The sequence below is a fragment of the Pseudomonas sp. SK3(2021) genome (assembly GCF_016772375.1).
GTDB lineage: Bacteria > Pseudomonadota > Gammaproteobacteria > Pseudomonadales > Pseudomonadaceae > Aquipseudomonas > Aquipseudomonas chlororaphis_I.
Genome location: NZ_CP061943.1, coordinates 2451559 through 2474203 on the forward strand (window position 1 = coordinate 2451559; position 22645 = coordinate 2474203).

The window sequence follows — 22645 nt, forward strand, 5'->3', positions numbered from 1 at the left end:
CCTTCCAGAACAACAAGAGATCACCATCATGGCGAGAAAAATCAGTTACCAGCAGGCCATCAACGAAGCCCTGGCCCAGGAAATGCGTCGCGACCCCAGCGTGTTCATCATGGGCGAAGACGTCGCCGGCGGTGCCGGTGCCCCCGGCGACAACGACGCCTGGGGCGGCGTGCTGGGGGTGACCAAGGGCCTCTACCACCAGTTCCCCGGCCGAGTGCTGGACACGCCGCTGTCGGAAATCGGCTACGTCGGTGCGGCGGTCGGTGCTGCCACCCGCGGCGTGCGCCCGGTGTGCGAACTGATGTTCGTCGACTTCGCCGGCTGCTGCCTGGACCAGATCCTCAACCAGGCGGCCAAGTTCCGCTACATGTTCGGCGGCAAGGCCCAGACCCCGCTGGTGATCCGCACCATGGTCGGCGCCGGCCTGCGGGCCGCGGCCCAGCACTCGCAGATGCTCACTTCGCTGTGGACCCATATCCCCGGGCTCAAGGTGGTCTGCCCGTCGTCGCCCTATGACGCCAAGGGGCTGCTGATCCAGGCCATCCGCGACAACGACCCGGTGATCTTCTGCGAGCACAAGCTGCTCTACAGCCTGCAGGGCGAAGTGCCGGAAGAGTCCTATGCGATCCCGTTCGGCGAGGCCAACTTCCTGCGCGACGGCAAGGACGTGACCCTGGTGTCCTACGGGCGCACGGTCAACACCGCGCTGGATGCGGCGCGCAACCTGGCCGGGCGCGGCATCGATTGCGAGGTCATCGACCTGCGCACCACCAGCCCGCTGGACGAAGACAGCCTCCTGGAAAGCGTGGAGAAGACCGGGCGCCTGGTGGTCATCGACGAAGCCAACCCGCGCTGTTCCATGGCCACCGACATCTCGGCGCTGGTGGCGCAGAAAGCCTTCGCCGCCCTCAAGGCACCCATCGAAATGGTCACCGCGCCGCACACCCCGGTGCCGTTCTCCGATGCCCTGGAAGACCTGTACATCCCCGACGTGGCGAAGATCGAACAGGCCGTGCTGAACCTGATCGAGTGGAGCCGCCGATGAGCCAGATCCATACCCTGACCATGCCCAAGTGGGGCCTGTCGATGACCGAAGGCCGGGTCGATGCCTGGCTCAAGGAAGAGGGGCAGAACATCAGCAAGGGCGATGAAGTGCTGGACGTGGAGACCGACAAGATTTCCAGCAGCGTCGAGGCGCCGTTCTCCGGGGTGCTGCGCCGGCAGGTCGCCCGCCAGGACGAGACCCTGGCGGTGGGCGCCTTGCTCGGCATCCTGGTCGAGGGCGAAGCCAGCGACGCCGAGATCGACGCCGTGATCGAGCAGTTCCAGGCGTCCTTCGTGCCCGGCGAAGCCACCGACGAAGACCGCGGCCCGGCACCGCAGAAGGTCGAGCTGGGTGGTCGGCTGATCCGCTACTTCGAGCGCGGCGAAGGCGGCACGCCGCTGGTGCTGGTGCACGGTTTCGGCGGCGACCTGAACAACTGGCTGTTCAACCACGAGGCCCTGGCCGCCGGGCGCCGCGTGGTCGCCCTCGACCTGCCGGGCCACGGCGAGTCGGCCAAGGCCCTGCGACGGGGCGACCTGGACGAGTTGAGCGACGTGCTGCTGGCCTTGCTCGATCACCTGGAGATTCCCGCGGCCCACCTGGTGGGGCATTCCATGGGCGGCGCGGTGTCCTTGAATACCGCGCGCCTGGCGCCGCATCGGGTGCGCTCCCTGAGCCTGATCGGCAGCGCCGGGCTGGGGGCCGAAATCAACGGCGATTACCTGCGCGGTTTTGTCGAGGCCGGCAACCGCAATGCCCTCAAGCCGCAGTTGGTGCAGCTGTTCGCCAACGCCGAACTGGTGAACCGGCAGATGCTCGACGACATGCTCAAGTTCAAGCGCCTGGAAGGGGTGGACGCGGCCCTCGGGCAACTGGCCGGCCAGCTGTTTGCCGAGGGTCGCCAGCAGGCCGACCTGCGCCCGGTGGTGCAGGACGGCGGGCAGCCGGTGCTGGTGATCTGGGGCAGCGACGACCGGATTATCCCCGCCGCCCACAGCGAGGGGCTCAAGGCCCGGGTCGAGATCCTCCCGGGGCAGGGGCACATGGTGCAGATGGAAGCGGCGGAGCAGGTCAATCGCCTGATCCTGGAATTCGTCGAGCAGCACTGACCTACATGGCGGCGGCCGCTGGGCCGCCGCCCAACCGATTCAGGAGCAAGCCTTATGAGTCTTTCCCTCAAGTCCACCTCAAGCATGCGCGCGGCGGTCTGGCATGGCCGTCACGATATCCGCGTCGAAGACGTGCCGCTGCCCGAGGCGCCGCCCGCCGGCTGGGTGCAGATCCGTGTCGACTGGTGCGGCATCTGCGGTTCCGACCTGCACGAATACGTGGCCGGGCCGGTGTTCATTCCGGTGGAGGCGCCGCACCCGCTGACCGGGATCAAGGGCCAGTGCATCCTCGGCCACGAATTCTGCGGCGAGATCGTCGCCCTCGGCGCCGGGGTCCAGGGGTTCAGCGTTGGCCAGGCGGTGGCCGCCGATGCCTGCCAGCATTGCGGCAGCTGTTATTACTGCACCCACGGCCTGTACAACATCTGCGAGAACCTGGCCTTTACCGGGCTGATGAACAACGGCGCCTTCGCCGAACTGGTGAACGTGCCGGCCAACCTGCTGTACGCCTTGCCGGCCCATTTTCCCGCCGAGGCCGGGGCGCTGATCGAACCCTTGGCGGTGGGCATGCACGCGGTGAAAAAGGCCGGCAGCCTGTTAGGGCAGAACGTGGTGGTGGTCGGCGCCGGCACTATCGGCCTGTGCACCATCATGTGCGCCAAGGCGGCCGGCGCGGCCCAGGTGATCGCCCTGGAAATGTCCGGCGCGCGCAAGGCCAAGGCCCTGGAAGTCGGCGCCAGCCATGTGCTCGACTCCAAGGCGTGCGATGCCCTGGCCGAGGTCAAGCGCCTGACCGGCGGGTTGGGGGCGGATGTCAGCTTCGAATGCATCGGCAACAAGCACACCGCCAAGCTGGCCATCGACCTGATCCGCAAGGCCGGCAAATGCGTGCTGGTGGGCATCTTCGAGGAGCCCAGCGAGTTCAACTTCTTCGAGCTGGTGGCCACCGAGAAGCAGGTGCTGGGGGCGCTGGCCTACAACGGTGAATTCGCCGACGTGATCGCCTTTATCGCCGACGGCCGCCTGGACATTTCGCCGCTGGTGACCGGGCGCATCCAGCTGGAACAGATCGTTGGCCAGGGCTTCGAGGAGCTGGTCAACAACAAGGAACACAACGTCAAGATCATCGTTTCACCCGCACCGTTGTAACGCTCCTGAGCGGGGCGATTGGGCGATGGCCGGCAGCGGCCATCGCCTTTTTTTCATTGCCGGTCGGTTGATCCTCGCTGTCATTGCGGCAACGGCTTCATCCCGCTATTTCACCTCCCACCCAGCAGCCCCAAGACCTGCAACTGGCGCCGGGTCTCAGCCGCCGACTGGTGGTGAATCGCATTCCAGCCCAGGGCCCTGGCGGCGACGATATTCGGCGCGTGATCGTCGATGAACACCAACTCTTGGGGCGCCACCTCCGCCAGGTGCGCGCGGATGCGTTGCAGGGTGGTGTGGTAGATCTCCGCGTCAGGCTTGATCTGCCGCTCCTGCCCGGAGACCACGATGTCGCGAAAACGCTGCAGGAACGGATAGTTGTCCCAGGCGTAAGGGAAGGTTTCCCGGGACCAGTTGGTCAGCCCGAACAGCGGCATCTGCGCCTGGTGCAGGTCTTCCAGCAAGGCCACGCCGTCATCCAGCTGGCCGCGGAGCATCTCCGGCCAGCGCCCGTAATAGGCCTCGATCAGGGGCGCATGCTCCGGGTGTTCGGCCACCAGGCTGCGGGTCGCTTCGGCCAGCGTTCGCCCGGCGTCCTGCCGGGTATTCCAGGCCTGGGTGCAAATGGTGTCGAGGAACCATTGGCGGCGGGCGTCGTCGGGGATCAGTTGCCGGTACAGATGGTGCGGACTCCAGTCGAACAGCACGCCACCAAAATCGAAAACCACAGCACGAATGGTCATCAGCACCTCCTTTTGAGCGGTTGTGGGTCAGGGCGACATCCTGCGACGGTAAGCGGCGCAATGCAATTTGCCGGCGGCCCGGGCCCGGTTTCCGGCGCAGCGACAGGCGCTGCTCGCCGGGGCTGTTCGTGTCAGGGCCACCGCTCGCCTTCAGTCGACCATCACCCGCTCGCTCGGCTCATCGCCCAGGCACACCGTCAGCTGCTGCCCGGCCTTGTTGAACGCGCAGTTGGGCAGGGCCTGCTGCTTGATGAAGCTCAGCGGCGGGAGGATGAACAGGCTGGCCAGGATCAACGCGCCGACAGTCCGGGGCAGCAGCACATCCGCGCCAGTGGCGACCGGGCGGGGCTTGAGGCGCCCGTGCCGGTACCCGTACAGCCCGCTGCAGACCAAGACGCAGCCGATCGCCATGGCGTAGTCCAGCTCCCAGGCTTGCGGGCTGAAGATCAGGTTGCCGTCGGCATCGTCCGGGTAATTGATCCGCCACCAGGCGCCCAGCAGCAGCGGCACCAGGCCGGCGACGATCCAGGCCAGGCGGGCGCCGGGCATGCGCGTGAGCAGGGCGATACCCAGGCCGAGGGCGCAGAGGAGCCAGATGCCGAGGTACAGCTGAAAGCCCATGGCCCCGCCGAACAGGGTGCCGCTGACGTCCCGGGGGACGATCAGTTGCAGGTCGGCAAACACCATCACGGACAGCGGGGCCGCCACGGCGATTCCACTCAAGACGGCGTTGATCCATAACCACAAAGTGAACAGGCGATGCATGGGCGTACTCGGCAAAGACAGGGAAGGGGATGGCACGGGGCATGCCGGATTCAAGGGAAGGGCAAGCCGCTGCCGGTGGCGGACAGGGCCGGATCACCAGGCTGGAATGGGCGAGTAGCGAAGGTGCAAATCGGCTGCGGGGTGCCGGGCAGCAGCATGGCTGGCCAGGCAATGATCGGGGGCAGGCGCCAACACGTTTCTTCCTTGGGCGGTGTGCGGGGCGCGCAGTATGCAAGGCCGCCGCCGGTTTTGCATCGGCCGCGGTGTGGTGCCGGGCGGCAGGGCGGGGCACGGCGGCCCCGCCCGAGGCGGTTAGAACTGCTCCGCTTCGAGGCCGAACAGCGAGGAGCTGCCGGCGCGGATGCTCTGCTCCAGGCTGAGGATGCGCGGCAGCAGGCGGCTGAAGTAGAAGCGCGCCGTGGCCAGCTTGGCGCCGTAGAAGCTTTCGTCCTCGGCGTGCTTGTGCTCGGCCACCTGGGCCATGCGCGCCCACAGGTAGGCGTAGGCCACGTAGCCGAACAGGTGCAGGTACTCGACGCAGGCGCTGCCCACCGCGTTGGGGTTCTGCACCGCCTGTTCGCGCAGCCAGTCGCTGAGGTCTTCCAGGCGCTGCACCGCGTCCAGCAATTCGGCGGCGTAGGCGGCGCCGGGCAGGTAGGCGTAGTCGCGGATCTCGCCGGTGAACAGGCGCAGGGCCACGCCGCCGTTGCCCACCACCTTGCGGCCCAGCAGGTCGAGGGCCTGGATGCCGTTGGTGCCTTCGTAGATCTGCGCGATGCGCACGTCCCGCACCAGCTGCTCCTGGCCCCATTCGCGGATGTAGCCGTGGCCGCCGAAGACCTGCTGGCCAAGGATGCAACTGTCCAGCCCGGTGTCGGTGAAGAACGCCTTGGCCACTGGGGTCAGCAGCGCCACCAGGGCCTCGGCGTTGTGCCGTTCATGGGGCTGGTCGGCGAACTTGGCCAAATCCAGCTGCTGGCCGACGTAGCTGGCGAAGGCCCGGCCGCCCTCGGTCATGGCCTTCATGGACAACAGCATGCGCCGCACATCGGGGTGGACGATGATCGGGTCGGCGATCTTGTCCTTGGCCACCGGGCCTGCGGGCGAGCGGCTCTGGATGCGCTCGCGGGCGTAGGTGCGGGCGTTCTGGTAGGCGTTCTCGGCGCAGCCGATGCCCTGGATGCCGATCGACAGGCGCTCGTAGTTCATCATGGTGAACATCGCCGCCAGGCCCTTGTTGGCCTCGCCGATCAGCCAGCCGCTGGCGCCGTCGAAGTTCAGCACGCAGGTGGCCGAGGCCTTGATCCCCATCTTGTGCTCGATGGAACCGCAGCTCACCGCGTTGGCCTGGCCCAGGTTGCCCTGGGCGTCGACCTGGATCTTCGGCACTAGGAACAGCGAGATGCCCTTGGGTCCGGCCGGGGCGTCCGGCAGCTTGGCCAGCACCAGGTGGATGATGTTTTCGGTCAGGTCCTGCTCGCCGCCGGTGATGAAAATCTTGCTGCCGCTGATCCGGTAGCTGCCATCGGCCTGGGGTTCGGCGCGGGTGCGGATGATCCCCAGGTCGGTGCCGGCATGGGCCTCGGTCAGGCACATGGAGCCGGCCCAGCGGCCTTCGTACATGGGCGGCAGGTACAGCGCCTTGAGCGCCTCGCTGGCGTGGGCGTCGATGGCCAGGCAGGCGCCGGAACTCAGGGCCGAATACAGGGCGAAGCTGGAATTGGCGGCGTAGAGCATTTCTTCGAACTGCACCGCGAGCATCTTCGGCATGCCCATGCCGCCGTAGGCCGGGTTGCCGCTCAGGCCGACCCAGCCGCCCTGGATATAGGTGCCGTAGGCCTCCTTGAAACCGGCCGGGGTGCGCACCCGGCCGTTGTCCCAGGTGACGCCTTCCTCGTCGCCGCTGCGGTTGAGCGGGGCGATCAGTTGGCCGGTGACCTTGGCCGCCTCTTCGAGAATCGCATCGGCGGTATCGGCGTCCACCGTCTCGGCCAGGGCTGGCAGCCGGGCCCAGAGCTTGGGCGCGTTGAATACTTCATGCAGGACAAAGCGCATGTCGCGCAGGGGGGCGTTGAATTCGGGCATTGCAGGAACCTCGGGCAAAAGTGGAGGTTGAACGGCCGGGGCCGGGTGATTCAAAAAGGTTAGACCCCGCCATGCCGACTCCGACAGGACAGCGACGTGCGCGGGGTTTCTGTCTATTCAAGCTAGAGGTTTTTCGCCAGGTCGCGCAGGACGAACTTCTGGATCTTGCCGGTGGAAGTCTTGGGCAACTGGCTGAACACCACGGTGCGCGGCACTTTGAAGCCGGCCAGGTGTTCCCGACAGAAGGCGATGATCTGCGCCTCGCTGACCTGCTGGTGGTCGGCCTTGAGGGTGATGAAGGCGCAGGGCGTCTCACCCCATTTCTCATCGGGGCGGGCCACCACCGCCGCTTCCAGCACCGCCGGGTGGCGATAGAGCACGCCTTCCAGCTCGATGGTGGAGATGTTCTCGCCGCCGGAAATGATGATGTCCTTGAGCCGGTCGCGGATCTCCACATAACCGTCCGGGTGGGTCACCCCCAGGTCGCCGGTGTGGAACCAGCCGCCCTCGAAGGCCTCGGCGGTGGCGCTGGGGTTCTTCAGGTAGCCCTTCATCACCGTGTTGCCGCGCATGAAGATCTCGCCGATGGTCTGGCCGTCGCGGGGCGTGGGTTCGAGGGTTTTCGGGTCGGCCACCATCACCCCTTCCAGGGTCGGGTAACGTACGCCCTGGCGCGACTTGATCTGCGCCCGCTGTTCCAGGGGCAATTCGTCCCAGGCCGCGTGCCAGGCGCACAGGGTCACCGGGCCGTAGACCTCGGTCAGGCCGTAGACGTGGGTCACCTTGATGCCCATTTCCTCCACCGCGCCAATCACCTTGGCCGGTGGCGCGGCCCCGGCCACCATGGCGTTGACCGGGTGATCGATAGCCGCCTTGGCCGAGTCCGGCATGTTCACCAGGGCATTGAGCACGATGGGCGCGCCGCACAGGTGCGTGACCTGGTGTTCGCGGATCAGGTTGAGGATCTTCTGCGGGTCGACCCGGCGCAGGAACACATGGACCCCGGCCAGGGCGGTGACGGTCCAGGGGTAGCACCAGCCGTTGCAATGGAACATCGGCAGGGTCCACAGGTACACCGGGTGGTTGCCCATGGCCCAGGTCATCTGGTTGCCCAGAGAGTTGAGGTAGGCGCCGCGGTGGTGATAGACCACGCCCTTGGGGTTGCCGGTGGTGCCCGAGGTGTAGTTCAGGGCGATGGCCTGCCATTCGTCATCCGGCCACTGCCAGGCGAATGCCGGGTCGCCCTCGGCGAGGAAGGCCTCGTAGTCCAGCTCGCTGACCGGCTGGCCTTCGCCGTACTCGGGGTCGTCGAGGTCGATCACCAAAGGCGGCTGGTCGAGCATGGCGACGGCGGCGTGGATCACCTCGTGGAACTCGCGGTCGGCGATCAGCACCTTGGCCTCGCCGTGGGCCAGCATGAAGGCGATGGCCTCGGCGTCCAGGCGCACGTTGAGGGCATTGAGCACGGCGCCGATCATCGGCACGCCGAAGTGCGCTTCGAGCATGGCCGGGATGTTCGGCAGCATCACCGCCACCGTGTCGTTCTTGCCGATCCCGCGCCCGGCCAGGGCCGAGGCCAGGCGCCGGCAGCGGCTGTAGGTCTGGGCCCAGGTGCGGCGGATCGAACCGTGGATCACCGCCGGGTAATCGGGGTAAACGGCGGCGGTGCGCTCGATGAAGCTCAAGGGGGACAGGGCGATATGGTTGACGGCCGTCGGCGCGAGGCCTTGCTCGTAGATGGACATGGTTCGGGTACCCGGTGGCTGATTGTTAGCTCTATTGGCCGAGGCCGTTTTTAACGGCACTCGGTGACTTATCCGGGGGCTTTTATATACTGCTTGGCAATGGATATGGAAGTACTACCTGAGTTGTATAGTATTTCTACTATATTAATAATGCGCTGATCCAGCCCGCAGGTTTATTGACGATGCCCACCTCCACCCACTTGAACCGCTGGCTGCACCTGCAGCGCGAAGGCCGGCTGCCGGACTCGCCCTGGCTCGGCCATGACCCGCAACCCAGCCTGTTGCTGGACGCCGAGGCGCGGCCCGTGGACCTGAACCCGGCGCTCCGGCAATGGCTGGATAGCGCGGCGCCGAGCGAGGTCGCGGCGCTGCTGCCGGTCAATCACCCGGCCCTGGTCCGCGCCTGCCTGGAGCAGCAGCGGGCCATCGAAGAGGTCGAGGCCCAGTGGGGCGAGCGGGTGCTGCTCTGGAGCTTTATCCCCGACCCGCACCGGCAACGGGTCCTGGCCCGTTGCCGCGAAGCCACGGCGCAGATCCTCGCCGAGCGTGAGTCGGCCACGGCCCGGCGCCTGTACCGGCTGATCACCGAGAACACCACCGACCTGATTTCCCGGCACACCCCGGACGGCACCTTTCTCGACGCCTCGCCGGCCTCCTGGACCCTGCTCGGCTACTGGCCCGAAGAACTGCGCGGGCGCCTGGCCCGCAGCCTGTTCCACAGCCAGGACCTGGCCGGGCTGACGCAGCGCACCCGGGACGCCCTGGAGCAGGACGGCTACCACACCATGACCTACCGCATCCGCCATCGCGACGGCCATTACCTGTGGTTCGAGACCGCCTGCCGGGCGATCCGCGAAACCTACACCGGGGCGGTGGTGGAAGTGGTAGCGGTGTCCCGGGACATCACCTCCCGGGTCCAGGCCGAAGAGAACAAGCGGCGCCTGGCGGAAGTGGTGGAGGCCAACCCCGACCCGGTGCTGTTCATCCAGCCGGGCGGGGCGGTGACCTACCTCAACCCGGCGGCCCGGCGCACCCTGGGCCTGGAGGCCGGGCAGCCGATGCCGGACCTGGCGAGCATCCTCACCCCGGAGGTGCTGCACAGCCTGCAGCGCGAAGGCTGGCACCGCGCCGAACACAGCGGCCGCTGGAGCATCGAGGCGCGCCTGCAACCGCCGGCCGGCGGCGCCTCGGTGCCGGTGTCGCTGATGCTGCTGGCCCATCGCGCGGCCAGCGGCGAGCGCTTCTATTCCCTGGTGGCCCACGACCAGAGCGAGCGGGAATTGCGCGAGGCCCAGCAGCGCCATCACCAGGACGAACTGGCCCACACCGCGCGCCTGGTGACCCTGGGCGAACTGGCCTCGGGCATCGCCCACGAGATCAATCAGCCGCTGGCGGCGGTGGTCAATTACGCCAACGCCAGCCAGCGCTATCTGCAAGCCTTGGATACCCAACCTCAGGCTGTGCAAAAGGTCGCCCAGGGCCTGGAGCGGATCGCCGAACAGGCCACCCACGCCGCCGAAGTGATCAAGCGCCTGCGGGCCTTTTTGCGCAAGGGCGGGCGCCGGGTCCAGGCTTTGGACCTGGCCGAGGTGGCCCGGGAAACGGTGCGCCTGTGCGCCTGGGAGGCGCAGGCCTGCCAGGTGACGATCGAGCTGCGCCTGGCGGATAATCTGCCGCCGGTGTACGCCGACCGGATCTTGCTCGAGCAGGTGCTGTTGAACCTGTTGCGCAACGCCATCGAGGCCAATCGCGAGGTGCATCCGCAGCAGGGTTCGCAGATCGTCCTCGGCGCCCGGGCCAGCGGCGAAGGCGGGGTCGAGGTCAGCGTCAGCGACCAGGGCCCGGGCGTCTCCGCCGAGCAACTGGCGCAGCTGTTCACCCCGTTCTACACCAGCAAGGCCAACGGCCTGGGGCTCGGGCTGTCGATGAGCCGCAGCATCGTCGAAGGCTTCGGCGGCGACTTGCAGGCCCAGCCCCAGAGCCGCGGCCTGAAGATGTGCTGCCACTTGCCGGCGACGGCCCCGGCGCAAGCCGATTCACCCACCCAACCGACAACAGGAGCAAGGCAATGACGAGTGCGGCGCAGCAACGGGTGTATGTGGTCGATGACGACCCCGGCATGCTCGACTCCACTGTCTGGCTGCTGGAGTCGGTGGGCCTCAAGGCCGTGCCCTTCACCAGCGGCCGGGAGTTCCTCGAACACTGCGACCCCAGCCTCGATGCCTGCGTGCTGCTGGATGTGCGCATGCCCGGCATGGGCGGGCTCAACGTCCAGGAAGCGCTGCGCCAGCGGGGTATCCACCTGCCGCTGATCTTCGTCAGTGGCCACGCCGACGTGCCCATCGTGGTGCGGGCGTTCAAGGCCGGCGCCGTGGACTTCATCGAGAAGCCCTACAACGAACAGCTGCTGCTGGACAGTGTGCAGCAGGCCCTCAGTCGCGCCGACGACCGCCACGGCCGCAACGCCGGGCAGGCCCGGGTCGAAGCGCGCCTGGAGAGCCTCACGCCGCGGGAGAGGGACGTGTTGTTGCCGTTGGTGCAGGGCTACAGCAATCGCGAGATCGCCGAGCAGCTGGGGGTCAGCGTCAAGACCATCGACCTGTACCGGTCACGGGTGATGAAACGCATGCAGGCCGAACACCTGCCGGAACTGGTGGGCATGGCCATCGCCGTCGGGCTGGTGGACCCGCTGCAATTGCGCTGAGGCTCGGGCCACCGCACTTTTTGCGTTTTTGCGGTTCTATTCAGGGCCAGGCCGCGCCGATCCCCCGCGCGGCCAGAGTCCAGAACGGTGCCGATGGTTTATCCGCTTTCTCGTTGTTTTCTGCGCGTCTTTTGCCTGCGCCAGCCGCTGTGGCTGGCGGCTGTCTTGATGCTCTGCGCCAGTGGCTGCAGCCAGCAGCAGGGGCGTGACATGGTCCACCAGTTCAGCAATGGCAAACCCCAGGAATTCTTCCAGACCAGCGTCGACCGCATGGCCACCCTGGGCATGCGCGACAACCTGCAAAGCCTGTACCTGCTGATGAACAAGCTCTACCTGCGCAACCCCAACCAGTGGCGCGAGTGGGGTTACGCCGACGCCAGCAGCGCCGCGCGGGACATCCGCCAGGCCATCGAGCAGCAGAAGGCCTTGCCGGCCCTGGGCAACCGCCGTGACCTGGCGGCCTTGAGTTATGCCCTGAGCCCGGAGTTTCGTGGCGACCGGGTCGGCGCCTTCATCTATGCCATCGGCAGCATGCTGGTCACCGCCCACGGTGGGCGCACTGAGTTTTTCATGACCGACACCATCGACCCGCGGTTTGTCAGTAACGCTGCGCGCAATATTGAAAAGGCCACCTGGATGCTCAGCCAGCGGCAGGGGGCCAATGGGGAGTTGTTGCTGTTTTCCAACGAGATTTCGGAGGAGGGCAGTAACCTGAGTTTTGCGGTGGAGTTTGGGAAGATCGTGGCGCGTCTCGACCTGCTGACGCAGATGCTTGATGAGCGTTATCGGCGGATTGGGCTGAATTATGCGCAGAGCTTGTTGCTGATGAATTTTTTGCCGGTGCAGTAGGGGGGACATATCCGTTGCTGCGGTAACGGCCACTTAGGGTTTCGCCCTTACGGCGAGTCCCTTTTTACAAACGCCTAAAAAGGAACCAAAAACGCTTCGCCCCACCACTCGGTGCCTCGCCTAGGCTCGGCATACCCTCACTCCGGCATTGATCCGTGGGCCGCCGCCACAGGCCATCCATGGCCTGATGGCGGCTAACCCGGCATCCCTGCCGGGTTACCCACGGCTCAATGCCTGCGTTCGGCCATCGTGGTTAACGGGGCGTTCAGATCAAAAGCCAAAGCAAAAGCAACGCGAGGCGGCCTACCGGCCGGCCTGGCTGAGAACGCGTGCTAAGACGCGCATTCTGTAGCCGCTGCCGAGCCCCGGCGAGGCTGCGATCGACTGCGCAGCAGGCGCAGGATCTGGAGACCGCTGGAGGACCTTCGGTCCTATCGCAGCCTCGCCGGGGCTCGGCAGCGGCTACAGGTTTAGCGCCGACCGGGAGGTCGCGCCGGGCTTTTGATCTTGCTTTTGATCTACCCGCCCCATCGGCAGGCCGAGTGGAGGTGTTCATCAGGGGGAAGGCGCGTAGCGCCGTACGGCGAAGCCGTACACATCGAGAGGAGGTCGAAGCGAAGCCGACCGGAGGCGATGCCCCCTGATGGACACCGGAACGAGGGAACCCGAGCGCAGCGAGGGCCGTACGCTAGTGTTCAGTCTCAGATAAAACGTTCTCTTTCATAGTGCCGTCCATGGCTTCTCGGGCGCGTTGGATCTTGCGCAAGATATCTTCACCTTTCGCGCTCCAGACGTACCGGTAGGGCTGAGCGTTATGCAGCGCTAAAAACGTGGTAATTGAGCTGGCCAGTTCACGTGTGGAGCTGAAGCTGCCGTCGTGTAAGTAAACGGTGATATCCCGGAAAAAGCGTTCAACCATATTCATCCAGGAGCTTGAGGTCGGGGTGAAGTGCAGGTGGAATCGGGGATGCCGCTTGAGCCATTCCTTGACCACGGGATGCTTGTGGGTGGCGTAGTTATCCACGATCAAATGCAGCTGCAGGCCTTTGGGGGTTTCCCGGTTGATCTTTTTCAAGAAGGCCAGCCACTCCTGATGCCGATGCTGTGTCTCGATGCTGCTGATCAGTCGACCTTGCAAATAGTCCATGGCGGCGAACAGCGTTAGCGTGCCGTGGCGGACATAGTCATGGGTTTGCGTGCGGATATGGCCGATGCCCAATGGCAAGCCTGGCTGCGTGCGTTGCAGAGCTTGAACCTGGCTCTTTTCATCGCAGCAAAGCACCAGCGCTTTATCAGGTGGCGCCAGGTACAGCCCGATAACGTCCCAGAATTTTTCTTCGAAGTGAGGGTCATTGGACAGCTTGAAGGTGCGGGTCAGGTGCGGCTTGATGTCGTTGGCAGCCCAGATCCGCTGAACGCTGGCCGGCGAAATACCGGCGACACGCGCCATGCTACGACAGCTCCAGCGAGGCTGACCGATACGCGGTTGAGTGACCTGCTCAAGCGTTCGCTTCAAGGCTTCGGCAGGCAATGATGGCTTGCGACCTCGCCCCGGCAGATCCACCAAACCTTGAAGGCGCAGTGCTTGAAAACGCTTGCACCAACGAGTGACAGAAACCACGGAGAGGCCAGTCAACACAGCGATTTCGTTACGTGAGTGACCTTGAGCAGCTAGCAAGATTACGCGTGCTCGACGACCGTCGCGCTGGCTGATGGTGGCAGAGCGAACTCGTCGGTTCAGCTCAATCTGCTCGTCGTCACTAAGCACGATGTCTTGAGAATTCATAGCAGCACTCCACGTCACGGCTGACCATGGAAGAGTAGCTCAAGTGGGATATTTATTTTTGAGACAGAACACTAGTGGGATGCGCCGCAAAGTTCAGGAGGGATGAAGTGACTGTTTCTGGCAGTTTGCTGCTGATAATTGCAGCATGTGGATCACTTTGTGGTTTTGCTCTCCTGTCGACTTCATACATTAGAAGTGCTCTGAAAGATCCTTGATTTGGCAAAGTCACCGACCACAGAGCCCTCAGTTCCCCACCACCGGCCTCACAAAATGTGCAACATCCACAGCACACCCAGATAAACCACGGCTATCCCCAACGGCAGCACACAAAGCAGTCGAACCTGCGAAAAAAACGAAGGCACGGCGTCCACCGGAGTCGACTCCTCCAGTTGCTGCAACGTCATGACCGCGACGCCTTCTGCTGCTGCGGCCTTGAGCCGGGCCTGGATCAGCGGTTCGACTTCTTCGACTTTGCGCATCAGGGTCCGGCCCCAGGTGAACAGGGCCGCGCCGACGAAGATCAGCAGGTAGATCACCAGGAATTTCCAGTGGGGCGGGTTGCTCAGGTGGATGAAGTCGGGGGTCGGGCTGTTGTCCCAGAACCACTCCAGGGGCTGGGTGTTGTTGTGGACCATGAACACAAAGTCCTTGATCTGGCGGTTGAGCAGCACCGCGGCGTCGCTGTAGCTGTTCATGCGCCAGTTGAGCATTTTCAGGGTGGAAAACACGGTGGAGATCAAGGCGCCGGTGAACAGCAATGCGCCTGCGGCGATGGACAGCCGGTATTTCAGTTGGGCCTGGGTGTAATTCATCTTTCGCGTCCTGCGATGAAGAAAAGGGGCGAAATACTATAGCCCGTCGCCGCTGGTCGATAGGGGCGGCGCTGATTCATGGGGTGCCTTTGGACCTCGAAGGTTTCAGCCGGCACGTCTGCGACGAGCGTTACCGGCGCCTCGCCCCCTGGAGCTGAGTGCCAACTACCGCTTCTGAAGGCGGACCTGAGAGCAAAGCCCGGCAGTGCGAGACTGCCGGGCTTTTTGGTCGGCGCTCGCCTGGCCGGATGTGTCTCCTATACTGATTCGCGCCGACCGGTTCACGCCGTATCCGAACGCCGTCGCAACAGCCGTCAGCCCCCTCACAGCTCACTGCAAGGAGACCAACCATGGCAATCCGCATTGGCGACGAAGCACCCGATTTCACTGCCGACACGACCGAAGGTCCGCTGCACTTCCACGAGTGGATCGGCGATCAGTGGGCGATCCTGTTCTCCCACCCCAAGGACTTCACCCCGGTGTGCACCACCGAGCTCGGTTACATGGCCAGGCTCAAGCCGGAGTTCGACAAGCGCAACACCAAGATCGTCGGGCTCAGTATCGACCCGGTCAGCGACCATAAGGCCTGGGTCGGCGACATCCAGGAAACCCAGGGGTATGCGGTCAACTACCCGATGATCGGCGACGAAAACCTGGTGGTGGCCGAGCTCTACGACATGATCCACCCCAATGCCAGTGGCGGCGCGCGCACCGCCGTGGACAACGCCACCGTGCGTTCGGTGTTCATCATCGGCCCGGACAAGAAGGTCAAGGCCATGCTGGTCTACCCGATGAGCGCCGGGCGCAACTTCGATGAAGTGCTGCGCCTGCTCGATTCCCTGCAACTGAACGCCAAGCACACCGTCGCCACCCCGGTGAACTGGCGCCCGGGCGATGACGTGATCATTCCCACCTCGGTCTCCGACGAAGACGCCAGGAAGAAGTACCCGCAAGGCTTCAAGACGTTGAAGCCCTATCTGCGTACCGTGCAGCAACCGAAGTAACGAGCGCCGACAAAGGCTTGCTCAGGGAGCAAGCCTGCGGGAACGACGCGCCGCCACTGTGGGTGTTGCAAGAGTTCGAAGTTGGATTCGAAGTTAAGGCGATACCAGCAACAGGGCGGCGAGGCCCGCCAATGCTTGCAGGGCTGAACCCGCTGTAATCAGGCGCATGTATCTTCCCGTGGGGTATTCAGGAAAAGCGTCTGACTTGACCAACCAGTAGTAACTGTCGTTGGGGAGAATGGCGATGAAAGACCCGAGGCAAACTGCAAAGGTAATGCTCATCAAGTCCACTCCACTGGATGCCAAGAGGGGAGTTAGAACAGGTGGAATTGCAGCAAAAGTTGCAAGCGAGGAGCCATTCAATGTTTTGAAAATGGCAGCCAACACGAACACCCCAACGAGAATATGCGTGGAGCTGCCTGACGTGGCGAGCGGGTGTTCAAGCAGTTCCTTTGGAAGCACCTTGCCCAGGGCCAGGCCCAATGCAGAGGCACAGCCGATGGTGAATAGCAGCGAGCTGGTCCTGCGCATGGCCTTGGACAGAAGATCCTGGACCTCGCCAGGCTTGCTGTTCAACGCAATCAGCAGCGAGGTAGCGATCAGTGCACCGGCCGGCGTCGTAAAGAACTCGATAGCCGGATGCTGGTTCTTCGGTATCGCATATCCCGCGATCAGGAGTACGAAGAATACCGCCAGGGGCATGATCACTTTGGCAACCGAGTCCTGAGGCATAGCCGCAACGGTTGCACGATTGGCCCCTGGGAAGTCCGCCCGGGTTGTCCAATGGGTCCAGACCGACCCGGTTATCCAGGTAACAACGGTGAGCAGCAGCCCCAGATAGAGGAATCTCGGGTCATGGGGGTTCGCCCCTAATCCGATGCCGATGATCAGCGGGCCGGCAGGCATGAGCAGCTTGAATCCCGAATAGCACCCGATTGCGATGTACTTCTTGTGGTTCCCGGCAATCGGGGCCAGAGAGGCGTAGGCCGTGTCGGGACACACCATCCCGGCGCCCAGCAAGGGTGAAAGCGATACGCCAAATTTGCCAAACGAGGCGCTGCCTCGCGCTGCTATCCAGCCTGCAATGAAGAACGCACACAGAATGACGATGGCGAAATAGCCAAGGTTATTGCCGAAGCCTTTGCTGAGCGTTTCAAAGACGCTGCTACTGCTTGCGCCTCCGAGCAGGGGGAGCAAAATCGCACCTAGCAGCATGGCGACCGGCAGAGGAATGGAAGCGCTATTCCATAGGCTTCGTAACCAGGGGCCCGCTTTAATCCTGAGCACTTGCGTCAACATCCCTGCACCCCCCTAGCGTTACCGGAGCATGTAACTGAGCGGCCTCATGGCCTTTTCGGGAACCTACAGTGGCAAAATACGTTGCGACTCGCAACTAAAGTCAAGAAACAATTTTGTGACATGCTTATATCCAAAATGATTGTCGCTATGCCTGCTAAGGTGCTATCTGCCTGAGTTCCCGAAATTTCGAGTCGTCCGCTATGCCAAAAATTGACCAGATCGACCAGGATGCAGAGGCGCTTTATGAGGCACTCAGTCACCTGGTCCGGGTCTACCAGTTCCGTGACCGGGACCGCAGTTGCTGCGAAGGCCTCTCCGTCACCCAATGCTATGCGCTTGAGCATGTGATCAAGTCCGGGCCCGTTCGTGTGCAGTCTCTGGCCAGTGAGCTTTTCCTCGACAAGAGCAATGCGAGCCGGCTGGTCGACTCGCTGGGCAAGCAGGGGTTGGTGCGCCGTATCCAGGACGTGACCGATGGCCGGGCGGTGGCGATCAGCGCAACGCCAGAAGGCTTGGCCGTGTATGAAAGGATTCGATCGGATCTAGTGGGAGAGGCTCGTCATCTTTCGAGCGACCTCTCGACAGAGGCGCGCAACGGTGCCATCGAACTGCTGCGTCGCTTTGCCAATGCCACCGAGCAGCGTTGCGGCCTGAAGGTGCCCGAAAATGACGAGTATCAGTCCCTCAAATGCTGCTGAGGGGAGGGCTGATACCGATGAGTGGGTGCTGCAGACAAAGCGGGTGTATCAGGAGCGTCTGTACAAGAACCACATAGCAGCCAGATATGAGTTCATTGAGCCCTTGCCGGGTTGTCCGGACGCAGGTCGAACCCTGGGTGGTGCGCCGCAAACCCTCATGCCCTGACAAGCGCTATCCTTGAGCCTTCCTTCCGTTGCCAGAGCCCACCCATGCTCGATGTTCAAGCCGTCTGCAAAAGCTACGCCACGCCCCAGGGCCCGTTGACGGTGTTGCAGGGGGTCGACCTGCAGTTGGAGCAGGGCGCCAGCCTGGCGCTGATGGGCGAGTCGGGCAGTGGCAAGAGCACCTTGCTGCATTTGATCGCCGGCCTGGACAAGGTCGATCGCGGCAGCATCCGCATTGGCGATCGGCAGTTGGAGCGGATGAACGAAAACCAGCTGGCCAATTGGCGGCGGACCGAAGTCGGGCTGGTGTTCCAGCAATTCAACCTGATCGGCAGCCTGCGGGTGGAGGACAACCTGGGGTTCCAGGCGCGGCTGGCCGGGCGTTTCGATGGGCGCTGGCAGGCGCAACTGGTGGAGCGCCTGGGCCTGGGGGATCTGTTGCGGCGTTATCCGGAGCAACTGTCCGGCGGCCAGCAACAGCGGGTGGCCCTGGGCCGTGCCCTGGCCGGCAAGCCGCGGCTGCTGCTGGCCGACGAACCCACCGGCAGCCTCGACGAAGCCACCAGCGACGATGTGCTGCAACTGTTGCTGGAGCTGCTGGCCGATACCCCCACCAGCCTGTTGATGGTCACCCACAGCCCGCGCGTGGCCAGTCGCCTGGGGCGGATCGCGGTGCTGCATGGCGGGCGCCTGGCCGGCGCGGGCGAGCCCTGAGGTGCGGGTTTTCTGGCACAGCCTGCGGGCGCTGCTCAGCCATTGGCGGCGGCACCCGGTGCAGTTCTTCAGTGTGCTGACCGGGCTGTGGCTGGCCACCAGCCTGTTGACCGGGGTGCAGGCGCTCAACAGTCAGGCGCGGGACAGTTACGCCAAGGCCAGCCAGTTGATCGGCGGCGCGCCCCAGGCCAGCCTGGCCACGGCCAACGGCGCGCCGTTTTCCCAGGAGGTGTTCGTCGGCCTGCGCCGGGCCGGCTGGCCGGTGTCGCCGGTGGTGCAAGGCCGGCTGACGCTCAAGGGCCATGAACAGCAGCGCCTGCAATTGCTGGGGATCGAGCCACTGTCGCTGCCGGCCGGTTCGGCGGTCGCCGGCCAAGTGCTGGACTCCGCGCGGATGGTCGAATTCGTCAGCCCGCCGGGCCGCACCTGGATCGCCCCGCAGACCCTGGCCGCCCTCGGCTATCGCGAAGGCGACCGACCGACCACCGCGAGCGGCCAGTCACTGCCGCCGCTGCACAGCCAGGCGGACATGGCGCCGGGGCTGCTGCTGGTGGATATCGGTTTTGCCCAGCCGCTGCTGGGCTTGCCGCAGCAGGTCTCACGGCTGCTGTTGCCGGCGGATTTCGCTGCGAGCGCGCCGGCCTTGCCCGATGCGTTCAAGGGCCTGCTGGTGCTCAAGCGCGGCAGTGAAGAAAACGATCTGGCGCGCCTGACCGAGAGCTTTCACCTGAACCTCGATGCCCTGGGTTTCCTGTCGTTCCTGGTCGGCCTGTTTATCGTGCACGCGGCCATCGGCCTGGCCCTGGAACAACGTCGCGGCCTGTTGCGCACGCTGCGCGCCTGCGGGGTCAGCGCGCGGATGCTGATGCTCTGCCTTTGTGTCGAACTGGGCGGCCTGGCCTTGCTCGGCGGCCTGGCCGGGGTGCTCAGTGGTTACCTGCTGGCCAGCGTGCTGCTGCCGGATGTCGCCGCCAGCCTGCGCGGCCTGTATGGCGCCGAGGTGGCGGGGCAGTTGAGCCTGAGCCCCGGGTGGTGGTTCGGCGGCATCGGCCTGAGCCTGCTCGGCGCCTTGCTGGCGGGGGCCAACAGTCTGCTGCGGGCGGCGCGCCTGCCGCTGCTGGCGCTGGCCGATCCCCAGGCCTGGCACCAGGCGTATGCGCGCTGGCTGCGGCGTCAGGCCTGGGTGGCGACGGCCCTGGCGGCGCTGGCGGGCGCGGCCTGGACCTGGGGCGACAGCCTGGGCAGCGGTTTTGTCCTGATGGCCGGCCTGCTGCTGGGGGCGGCCCTGGGGCTGCCGGTGTTGCTCAATGCATTGCTCAGCGCGCTGCTCGGGCGCAGCCGTTCGGTGCTCGGGCAGTGGTTCCTCGCCGATTGCCGGCAGCAGTTGCCGGCCCTGAGCCTGGCGTTGATGGCGCTGCTGCTGGCGCTGGCGGCGAATATCGGCGCCGGCAGCATGACCGCCGGCTTTCGCCAGACCTTCGACGACTGGCTCGACCAGCGCCTGAGCGCCGAGCTGTACCTCAACCCGCAAACCCCGGCGCAGGCACAGGCGCTGCAAGGCTGGCTGCCGGAGCAGGACGCCATTGCCGCGGTGCTGCCCGTCCGGCAGGTGGCGCTGCAACTGCAAGGCTGGCCGGCGGACCTGTACGGGGTGATCGACCATCCTAACTACCGCCAGCACTGGCCCTTGCTCGAAGCCCTGGGCGAGCAGCCCTGGACCCAACTGGCCAGCGCCGACAGCCTGATGCTCAGCGAGCAGACCGCGCGCCGGCTCAAGGTGCGGTTGGGCGACCGGCTGGAGATTCCCGTGCCCGTGGGGCAGTGGGCGCCGCAAGTGGTGGCGATCTACGCCGACTACGGCAACCCCAGGGGCCATCTGCTGGTGAATGCCGAGCACCTGCTGGCGCACTGGCCGCAGCTGACGCCCAACCGCTTTAATCTGCGCATCGAGCCATCCGCCGTGGCGCCGCTGGTAAGCGCCTTGCAGCAGCGCTTTGGCCTCGACGACAGCCGTATCGTCGAGCAGGCGCAGCTCAAGGGCTGGTCCAGCCAGGTATTCGAACGCACCTTCGCCGCCACCGCCGCGCTCAACAGCCTGACCCTGGGGGTGGCCGGCGTGGCGCTGTTCATCAGCCTGCTGACCCAGAGCCAGAGCCGCCTCGGCCAGCTCGCGCCGCTGTGGGCGCTGGGGGTGAGCCGGCGCCAGTTGATGCTGCTCAACCTCGGGCAGACCTGGCTGCTGGCGCTGCTGACCTTGCTCCTGGCGCTGCCGCTGGGCATCGCCCTGGCCTGGTGCCTGGACACGGTGATCAACGTCCAGGCCTTCGGCTGGCGCCTGCCGTTGCGGGTGTTCCCGCTGCAACTGGTGCAGCTGCTGGCGCTGGCGGTATTGGCCACCTTGCTCGCGTCGGCCTGGCCGTTGCTGCGCTTGTATCGCAGCCAGCCGGCGGATTTGCTCAGGACGTTCGCCCATGAAGATTGAACGGCTGCTTGGCCTGTTGCTGGTGGCAGCCCTGTGCGGTTGCGATAAGGGCGCCGAGCCGGCGCAAGGTTTCGCCGGCCTGGGCGAGGACGCCGCGGCGTTCACCCAGGTGGTGCCGGGGCGGGTGTTCAGCTTCCCCGCCGACCATGGCGTGCATGACGGTTTTCGCATCGAATGGTGGTACCTCACCGCCGACCTCAAGGCCAGCGACGGCCAGCGCTTCGGTGTGCAGTGGACGCTGTTTCGCAGCGCCTTGCGCGCCGAGCCCGACCAGCCCGGCTGGCAGGCGCCCAATGTCTGGCTCGGTCACGCCGCCGCCACCTCGGCCAACAGCCATCACGCCGCCGAACGGTATGCCCGCGGCGGAGTGGGGCAGGCCGGGGTGACGCTGCAGCCGTTCCAGGCGTGGATCGACGACTGGAGTCTTACCAGCCAGTCCGCCGGCGCCGATGCCGATCCTGACCCGCTGGCCCACATGCAATTGCAGGCCAGCGGCCCGGGTTTCGCCTACCGCTTGCAGCTGCGCAGCGATAAGCCCCTGGTGCTCCAGGGCGAGGGCGGCTACAGCCGCAAGTCCGAGCAGGGCCAGGCGTCCTATTACTACAGCCAGCCGTTTTTCCAGGCCTCGGGCAGCCTGCAGATCGACGGCCAGACCTATCAGGTCAGCGGCCCGGCCTGGCTCGACCGCGAATGGAGCAGCCAGCCCCTGGCGGCCGGGCAGAGCGGTTGGGACTGGTTCTCCCTGCACCTGGACAGCGGCGAGCGGCTGATGCTGTTTCGCGTGCGGGAAAACCACAAGCCGCCCTACATCACCGGCACCTGGATCGAGCCCAACGGCCACACCCGGACCCTGCACAAGGACGATATCCAGCTCACCCCGCTGGCGGACTCCAAGGTGGCCGGGCGCACGCTGCCCACCCGCTGGCGTCTGCGCATACCCGGCCACGGCCTGGACATCCATGCCGAGGCACTCAACCCCAAGGCCTGGATGAACCTGCGCATTCCTTATTGGGAAGGGCCGGTGCAACTGAGCGGTAGCCATAGCGGCAGCGGTTATCTGGAGATGACCGGTTATTAACGAGCTATTCGTGAGTACCGGTCATTAGTTATTTGCCCAATATTCATTTATCTCTCGCGTCAAACTGTGAGTGGTGTTCTGTTGAACTAATGAAGTGTCGATTCATGACTTCGACTCAATATTCTTTTCCCCAGCGCCGCATTTATCTTTTCTTTCAAAGACGGAGAATTCGCTCAACTTAAATATCACTGAGGTTCTCCGTCATGTTCAGCCTGAAAAAATCCGCAGCCTTGTTCCTTGCCTTGCTGGCCTTGTCTTCCGTGCTCAGCGTGCAGGCCGAGGAGTCCGGCGCCTTTGTCGAAAGAAACCGCGCACTGAGCGCGGGCTCGGCACAAAACTGAAGTTTCAAGTTCAAGCGGCCGCTGCTGGAAAGTAGCCGGTCGACTCTTTTGTGTGGCTGAAAACTGGGTTGCAAA

19 protein-coding genes are annotated in these 22645 nt (G+C 64.8%); 12 read left to right on the forward strand and 7 right to left on the reverse strand.

All coding sequences use genetic code 11. From position 1 onward, the window contains the following. Window positions 1–28 precede the first annotated feature (28 nt). The 3 genes from IF690_RS11245 (at window position 29) to IF690_RS11255 (ending at window position 3303) form a co-directional block, all read left to right on the forward strand. Window positions 29–1045, forward strand: coding sequence for an alpha-ketoacid dehydrogenase subunit beta (locus IF690_RS11245; protein WP_202700082.1), 1017 nt, complete (start codon window positions 29–31; stop codon window positions 1043–1045). Further along, complete coding sequence (locus IF690_RS11250; RefSeq protein WP_202700083.1) at window positions 1042–2154, forward strand: acetoin dehydrogenase dihydrolipoyllysine-residue acetyltransferase subunit; 1113 nt, start codon at window positions 1042–1044, stop codon at window positions 2152–2154. Before IF690_RS11245 ends, IF690_RS11250 begins: the two co-directional genes overlap by 4 nt. An 84-nt stretch (window positions 2155–2238) precedes the next feature. After that, entirely contained in the window at window positions 2239–3303 is a 1065-nt protein-coding gene (locus IF690_RS11255; RefSeq protein ID WP_252189568.1) for a 2,3-butanediol dehydrogenase, read from the forward strand. Window positions 3304–3413: 110 nt separating this feature from the next. Here the strand turns inward: IF690_RS11255 and IF690_RS11260 are convergent, their stop codons facing one another. The 4 genes from IF690_RS11260 to IF690_RS11275 form a co-directional block, all read right to left on the reverse strand. Beyond that, the gene (locus IF690_RS11260; protein ID WP_202700085.1) at window positions 3414–4043 is read right to left on the reverse strand and encodes an HAD family hydrolase; all 630 of its coding nucleotides are present in this window, start codon (window positions 4041–4043) and stop codon (window positions 3414–3416) included. A gap of 150 nt (window positions 4044–4193) precedes the next feature. Continuing rightward, the gene (locus tag IF690_RS11265) at window positions 4194–4808 is read right to left on the reverse strand and encodes a hypothetical protein (protein ID WP_202700086.1); all 615 of its coding nucleotides are present in this window, start codon (window positions 4806–4808) and stop codon (window positions 4194–4196) included. Window positions 4809–5120: 312 nt separating this feature from the next. Beyond that, window positions 5121–6893, reverse strand: coding sequence for an acyl-CoA dehydrogenase C-terminal domain-containing protein (locus IF690_RS11270; RefSeq protein WP_202700087.1), 1773 nt, complete (start codon window positions 6891–6893; stop codon window positions 5121–5123). Between the two features lie 122 nt (window positions 6894–7015). Next, window positions 7016–8638, reverse strand: a complete 1623-nt coding sequence (locus IF690_RS11275) for an acyl-CoA synthetase (RefSeq protein WP_202700088.1) — start codon at window positions 8636–8638, stop codon at window positions 7016–7018. Between the two features lie 182 nt (window positions 8639–8820). Between IF690_RS11275 and IF690_RS11280 the strand changes: the two genes are divergently transcribed. From IF690_RS11280 to IF690_RS11290, 3 genes are all read left to right on the forward strand, one after another. Next, window positions 8821–10710, forward strand: a complete 1890-nt coding sequence (locus IF690_RS11280) for a PAS domain-containing sensor histidine kinase (protein WP_202700089.1) — start codon at window positions 8821–8823, stop codon at window positions 10708–10710. After that, the gene (locus IF690_RS11285) at window positions 10707–11342 is read left to right on the forward strand and encodes a response regulator transcription factor (RefSeq protein WP_202700090.1); all 636 of its coding nucleotides are present in this window, start codon (window positions 10707–10709) and stop codon (window positions 11340–11342) included. The genes IF690_RS11280 and IF690_RS11285 overlap by 4 nt, the downstream gene beginning before the upstream one ends. 93 nt (window positions 11343–11435) lie before the next feature. Continuing rightward, a complete protein-coding gene (locus tag IF690_RS11290) occupies window positions 11436–12191 on the forward strand; it encodes a hypothetical protein (protein ID WP_202700091.1) in 756 nt (251 codons plus the stop codon). Window positions 12192–12879: 688 nt separating this feature from the next. Here IF690_RS11290 and IF690_RS11295 read toward each other — a convergent pair. Both IF690_RS11295 and IF690_RS11300 read right to left on the reverse strand, forming a co-directional pair. Next, the gene (locus IF690_RS11295) at window positions 12880–13977 is read right to left on the reverse strand and encodes an IS630 family transposase (protein ID WP_202700067.1); all 1098 of its coding nucleotides are present in this window, start codon (window positions 13975–13977) and stop codon (window positions 12880–12882) included. A gap of 263 nt (window positions 13978–14240) precedes the next feature. Next, on the reverse strand, window positions 14241–14789 hold the full coding sequence (locus IF690_RS11300) for a YniB family protein (RefSeq protein ID WP_202700092.1): 549 nt from the start codon (window positions 14787–14789) through the stop codon (window positions 14241–14243). A 350-nt stretch (window positions 14790–15139) separates the two neighbouring features. On the opposite strand from IF690_RS11300, the gene IF690_RS11305 reads away from it, so the two are divergent. After that, entirely contained in the window at window positions 15140–15793 is a 654-nt protein-coding gene (locus tag IF690_RS11305; protein WP_202700093.1) for a peroxiredoxin, read from the forward strand. Window positions 15794–15886: 93 nt separating this feature from the next. Here the strand turns inward: IF690_RS11305 and arsQ are convergent, their stop codons facing one another. Next, window positions 15887–17092, reverse strand: coding sequence for an arsinothricin export permease ArsQ (gene arsQ, locus IF690_RS11310; protein WP_202700094.1), 1206 nt, complete (start codon window positions 17090–17092; stop codon window positions 15887–15889). A 200-nt stretch (window positions 17093–17292) separates the two neighbouring features. Here arsQ and IF690_RS11315 point away from each other — a divergent pair, with 200 nt between their 5' ends. The 5 genes from IF690_RS11315 (at window position 17293) to IF690_RS11335 (ending at window position 22570) form a co-directional block, all read left to right on the forward strand. Next, the gene (locus IF690_RS11315; RefSeq protein ID WP_202700095.1) at window positions 17293–17790 is read left to right on the forward strand and encodes a MarR family winged helix-turn-helix transcriptional regulator; all 498 of its coding nucleotides are present in this window, start codon (window positions 17293–17295) and stop codon (window positions 17788–17790) included. Window positions 17791–18000: 210 nt separating this feature from the next. Continuing rightward, window positions 18001–18669 carry an ABC transporter ATP-binding protein gene (locus IF690_RS11320; protein WP_202700096.1) on the forward strand — a complete coding sequence of 223 codons (669 nt, stop codon included), beginning with the start codon at window positions 18001–18003 and terminating at the stop codon, window positions 18667–18669. Then, complete coding sequence (locus tag IF690_RS11325; protein ID WP_252189545.1) at window positions 18635–21151, forward strand: ABC transporter permease; 2517 nt, start codon at window positions 18635–18637, stop codon at window positions 21149–21151. Before IF690_RS11320 ends, IF690_RS11325 begins: the two co-directional genes overlap by 35 nt. Continuing rightward, complete coding sequence (locus IF690_RS11330) at window positions 21141–22229, forward strand: lipocalin-like domain-containing protein (protein ID WP_202700097.1); 1089 nt, start codon at window positions 21141–21143, stop codon at window positions 22227–22229. The genes IF690_RS11325 and IF690_RS11330 overlap by 11 nt, the downstream gene beginning before the upstream one ends. A gap of 203 nt (window positions 22230–22432) precedes the next feature. Then, window positions 22433–22570, forward strand: coding sequence for a hypothetical protein (locus IF690_RS11335; protein WP_202700098.1), 138 nt, complete (start codon window positions 22433–22435; stop codon window positions 22568–22570). Window positions 22571–22645: the final 75 nt, after the last annotated feature.